This window comes from Pedobacter sp. (assembly GCF_045627485.1).
In the GTDB taxonomy this organism is placed as follows: domain Bacteria; phylum Bacteroidota; class Bacteroidia; order Sphingobacteriales; family Sphingobacteriaceae; genus Pedobacter.
The window spans coordinates 1-4,569 of sequence record NZ_JAZQNU010000156.1 but is presented as its reverse complement, the minus strand read 5'-3'; the positions used below and the strand labels follow the sequence as shown (position 1 = coordinate 4,569).

General features: G+C 41.4%; 4 protein-coding genes. 3 read left to right on the top strand and 1 reads right to left on the bottom strand.

Annotated features, from left to right (window positions below; translation table 11 throughout):
* From ACR2F3_RS12210 to ACR2F3_RS12200, 3 genes are all read left to right on the top strand, one after another.
* A partial coding sequence (locus ACR2F3_RS12210) for a glycosylhydrolase-like jelly roll fold domain-containing protein (protein WP_432710253.1) occupies nt 1-864 on the top strand: 864 nt, incomplete at its 5' end.
* Nucleotides 865-905: 41 nt separating this feature from the next.
* A complete protein-coding gene (locus tag ACR2F3_RS12205; protein ID WP_432710252.1) occupies nt 906-2,663 on the top strand; it encodes an alpha-L-rhamnosidase in 1,758 nt (585 codons plus the stop codon).
* A 27-nt stretch (nt 2,664-2,690) separates the two neighbouring features.
* The gene (locus tag ACR2F3_RS12200; RefSeq protein ID WP_432710251.1) at nt 2,691-3,722 is read left to right on the top strand and encodes a GntR family transcriptional regulator; all 1,032 of its coding nucleotides are present in this window, start codon (nt 2,691-2,693) and stop codon (nt 3,720-3,722) included.
* 36 nt (nt 3,723-3,758) lie between these two features.
* Here the strand turns inward: ACR2F3_RS12200 and ACR2F3_RS12195 are convergent.
* Nucleotides 3,759-4,569, bottom strand: an 811-nt coding sequence (locus ACR2F3_RS12195; protein ID WP_432710250.1) for an MFS transporter, incomplete at its 5' end; no start/stop codon positions are given.

The following is a 4,569-nucleotide window of genomic DNA, read 5'->3' as shown; positions in this document are numbered from 1 at the left end:
CAGGGGAAAGGACGAGTATTTACAAACATGGATATGCAGACAGCATTGGACAAGTTAGGTGTGCGTGCGGATTTCCATGTTTCAGGGCAGGACTCATTACTGTTCATTCATAGAAGGACCTCCGCAGCCGATATTTACTTTGTTAGTAATCAAAGTGAACAAGCACGAGTTTTTAATGGGGAATTTAGGGTAAAAGGAAAACAGCCTGAGATATGGGACCCTGTTACAGGCCAGACCCGGAAATTACCTGAATTTACGGAGATCGAAGATGCAACCAGTGTACCTCTTCAGCTTGCACCTCTCCAAAGTCTGTTTGTAGTGTTTCGAGAGGGTATAGTAGATGACAGGCCTATGGGTCGTAATTTCCCTGAAAACAACACCTCTGTTCCAATCTCTTCTCCTTGGAAGGTGACTTTTAATGCGAATAAGAGTGCAACTAAAAGTGACGTTATTTTCGAAAACCTTGTAGACTGGACATCACGGCCAGAGGAGAACATTAAGTACTATTCAGGGACGGCTACCTATCACAATAAGTTTACGATTAAAAGAAAGGTAGATGGTGAGCGTACTTTACTTGACCTTGGGGATGTGAGTGTGATGGCAAAGGTAAAAGTAAATGGTCAAGATGTTGGCGGTGTATGGACTGCCCCATGGAAGGTTGATATTACGGACGCCATCAGAGTCGGGCATAATACGCTGGAAGTAAGCGTAGTTAACACTTGGGTGAACCGGCTGATTGGCGACAGTAAGTTACCCCTTACAGAAAGAAAGACCTGGACCAGCGTAAATCCTTACCATTCGAAAAGTCCATTGACCCCTTCCGGATTAAAAGGTCCGGTATCTATCCAGACCCTTAAATATTAAACTGCCAAATTGTATAATTGAAGATTTTTAATTTTTGAACATTGAAACGAAACCTCATTTTACTAGCGATTTTACTATTGAATGCAACGATGTTGTGTGCACAGTTATCTCCCGTTTTTAATCACCTGTCAGTTACCAATGCAGCGAAAGATTCACGATCCCGTGTCTTTTTATCTCCTAAAAAAATCCTATGGAAATCAGATGACACTGGTAAATACATTCATGGTGCAGAAAATATTCTCAAGCCTGGGAACGGACAGGCAGAACTGGTAAATAAAGATCTAGTCATGCTAAAAAGTGATGATACCGTTAAGCCGGGCATCTTGCTAGATTACGGGAAAGAGCTTCATGGGGGCCTTCAGCTTGTGACTGGAATGATGGATAAAAACGCGCCCGTGAAAGTAAGAATTCGTTTCGGTGAATCTGCAAGTGAAGCAATGGCCGATATTGATACGTTAACAGGGGCAACAAATGACCATGCCATTCGTGATTTAGTAATCGACTTACCATGGTTAGGGGGACTGGAACTTGGAAACACTGGCTTTCGCTTTGTAAGAATCGATCTCGTGGACGCTAATTCTACGCTTTTGTTAAAGGAAGCTCGTGCTATTTTTACCTTCAGAGACATTCCTTATGCCGGTTCATTTCGCAGTAATGATGAGCGTCTCAACCAGGTATGGGCAACGGGGGCTTATACAGTACATCTAAATATGCAGCAATATTTATGGGATGGCATAAAAAGGGATCGTTTAGTGTGGGTAGGCGATATGCATCCTGAAGTTATGACCATTAATACAGTCTTTGGCTTTAATGAGATCGTACCGCAAAGCTTAGACCTGATAAAGGAGGTTACCCCGCTTCCAGCTTGGATGAACGGTATTAGTTCATATTCCATGTGGTGGATCAGGATCCAGCGGGATTGGTTCTTATACCAGGGCGATTTAACCTATTTAGAAAAACAACAAGATTATCTAGTAGCCTTACTTAACCAATTGATAGGAAAAATTAAAGGAAATAAGGAAGATCTTGACGGTATGCGTTTTATGGATTGGCCAACATTTTCAAACAAACCAGCGGTTCATGCAGGTTTACAAGCCATGATGGTGATGACGCTTACCGACGGAGCCGAGTTGTGCCGAATTCTGGGTGACCTTGAAACAGCAAAAAAATGTGAAGCCGCAGTAAAAAGGTTACGAAAAGGAGCACCAGATGCCGGGGGAAATAAGCAAGCGGCTGCGCTCCTTGCTCTGGCTGACTTAATTCCTGCAGAGAAGGCCAATCGTGAGGTCATAGCAATAGGTGGCACAAAAGACTTTTCTACATTTTATGGTTATTACATGCTCGAGGCTAAAGCAAAGGCAGGAGACTATCAGGGCGCAATCGATAACATCAGAACTTACTGGGGCGGCATGCTCGATATGGGGGCAACTACTTTCTGGGAAGATTTTGATGAGCAGTGGATGGAAAACGCGGCCCGGATTGATGAGCTAGTTCCTAAAGGGAAAATTGATATTCATGCTGCATATGGCGCACATAGCTACAAAAAGTTAAGGCATAGCCTTGCTCACGGCTGGGCATCTGGACCAACTTCCTGGTTAACACAACATGTATTAGGCGTAAAAGTGATGGAACCGGGATGTAAAGTATTAAAAATAGATCCACATTTAGGCGACCTGAAATTTGTTGAAGGAACATTCCCCACGCCTTTTGGTATTGTAAAGATAAAACACACTAAAATGGCAGATGGCCGCATAAATTCCGTTATTGACGCACCAAATGGCATAACTGTGATTAAATAATACTAAAATCCGTAAATCAAAATAAACATGAAGTCCAACGATGTTATTAACCTGATACGTGTAGACGAGTATTCTGCCACCCCGAAATACTTGCAGTTGAGTGATTCAATTTTGGAAGCCATCGAAGACGGCAAGCTAGTTAAAGATGATATCTTACCATCTATTAATGAATTAAGTTACGTACTCGAAATATCCAGAGACACTGCTGAAAAAGGGTATAAGTATTTAAAGAAAAAAGGCGTTATCGTTTCGGTTCCGGGAAAAGGATATTATATCGCACAAACGGACTTTAAAAAGAAAATTAAGATCTTTTTGTTATTCAACAAGTTGTCTGTTCACAAAAAGATTATCTATGATTCTTTTGCCGAAGCCCTTGGAGAGCATGCTTTAATCGATTTTTACATATACAATAATGATTTCAAAATCTTTAAAAGGCTTATTCAAAACAAGCGGACAGACTATAGTCATTATGTTATTATTCCGCATTTTGTTGAGGGGGGCGAAGACGCCGCTCAAATTATTAATACCCTGCCTAAAGATAAACTGATTTTAATAGACAAAAAGGTCCAGGGAGTAAACGGACATTATTCTGCCATTTATGAGAATTTTGAAAAGGATATTTACAGAGCACTCACAGAGGCGAAAGAAGTGCTCACTAAATATCATACTTTGAAATTGATATTTCCAAAGCGGGGATATTTTCCGAAAGAAATCATCTATGGTTTTACGCGATTCTGCCAACAATTTGCCTTTAATCACCAAGTGGTTAATGATGTAAAAACCGAGCCTATAATGGTAGGGGAAGTATTTATCAACTTAATGGAAGACGACCTAGTTGTTTTGATCGAACGTATTATTTCATCAGACCTTAAGATGGGGGTTGATGTAGGCGTAATATCTTATAATGAAACCCCACTTAAAAAATTTCTGCTTAATGGAATTACGACCATTTCAACCGATTTTCAATTAATGGGTACCCTTGCTGCTGAAATCGTGAAAAATCAGCGTCATCAAGATCAGGAGGCCCCTTTTTATTTTACTTTAAGACCCTCGTTATAAAATGACCAACCAGCAAATCTTTTAGGCGTAGAGAAATTAGAGCGAGCTTTTAGCTGGATTCACCAATACACTCACCCGGTACATCAGTGCAATAGAAAGCAATGAAATGAACACCAGCACATAGCCCACGATATTATAATTTTCTAATGGACTAGTGCTGGTTTTTTGCACTACAATGAGCCCGGACACGGTAGCCGCCACGCCACCAGCAATCTGTTGTAATGAGGAATTAACACTCATGAATGCGCCACGGTCTTCCATATCCGGAACAGCACTGGTTAAGGCCGATGAAGGGATCACCCTGCTCATGATCCCCATCATAAGCAATACGTTAAGGCCCACTACGATCCAAAAAGGTGTAACCGATAAATTCGTGTAAACTACACACATCAACATCATCCAGATCGAAGCGATCATAAAAATCTTAAACTTGTCTATTTTATCGCTTAGTCGTCCAATCATTGGCATGATTAAAAGTGAACTAACACCCGACACCATAAACAAGACCGGCAACTCCTGGTTGGTAACATGCAGGTTATTTATAGCGAAAGCGCTGGCAAATGGCATCATCATAAAACCCCCGATAGACAATAATGCTGTGGAGGTAAAAGCGGTACGGTGTCTCTTTTTGACCACCGCTTTCCATAAATGTTTAATCACTGAATCTTTTCGTTTCACGCCTAAATGTGCGGTAACAGGTTGCAGTTTAACCAGGATAATTACAGCTACAATGGTTGCTAACCCTGCAATCATCCAAAAGGGTGCTTCCCAGCTCCATATTCCGGCAAGGTACAACCCAATAGGGATGCCTAAAACCTGACTGGTGCCAAAGCCCATTTGAACGAAG